1 protein-coding gene is annotated in these 230 nt (G+C 57.0%); it reads left to right on the top strand.

Annotation, left to right across the window (positions count from 1 at the left end; all coding sequences use genetic code 11):
- Positions 1-230, top strand: a 230-nt coding sequence (locus EXE45_RS19120) for a transposase (RefSeq protein WP_137695210.1), incomplete at both ends; no start/stop codon positions are given.

Below are 230 nucleotides of genomic sequence, written 5' to 3'. Positions count from 1 at the left end.
TTCTTCGACCGCGAAACGGCATCGAGACACTACCAACACCGCTCGGATCGCCACATACGCACGCTCAAAACGACGGCACTCGTCGATACAGATTCGTGTGCCATCCTTGATCTTCACTGCTCGGCACACTGGCCTCACGACACCCAAACTGGCCGTCGAGTTGCCCTTCGCAACACCGAGAAAATCGAGAGTCTCGCCGGCGACAAAGGCTATGACGACCAATCTCTCCG

Source organism: Halorubrum sp. SP9, assembly GCF_005435015.1.
Taxonomy (GTDB): Archaea; Halobacteriota; Halobacteria; order Halobacteriales; family Haloferacaceae; genus Halorubrum; species Halorubrum sodomense.
This window is presented reverse-complemented; position numbering and strand designations above follow the sequence as displayed.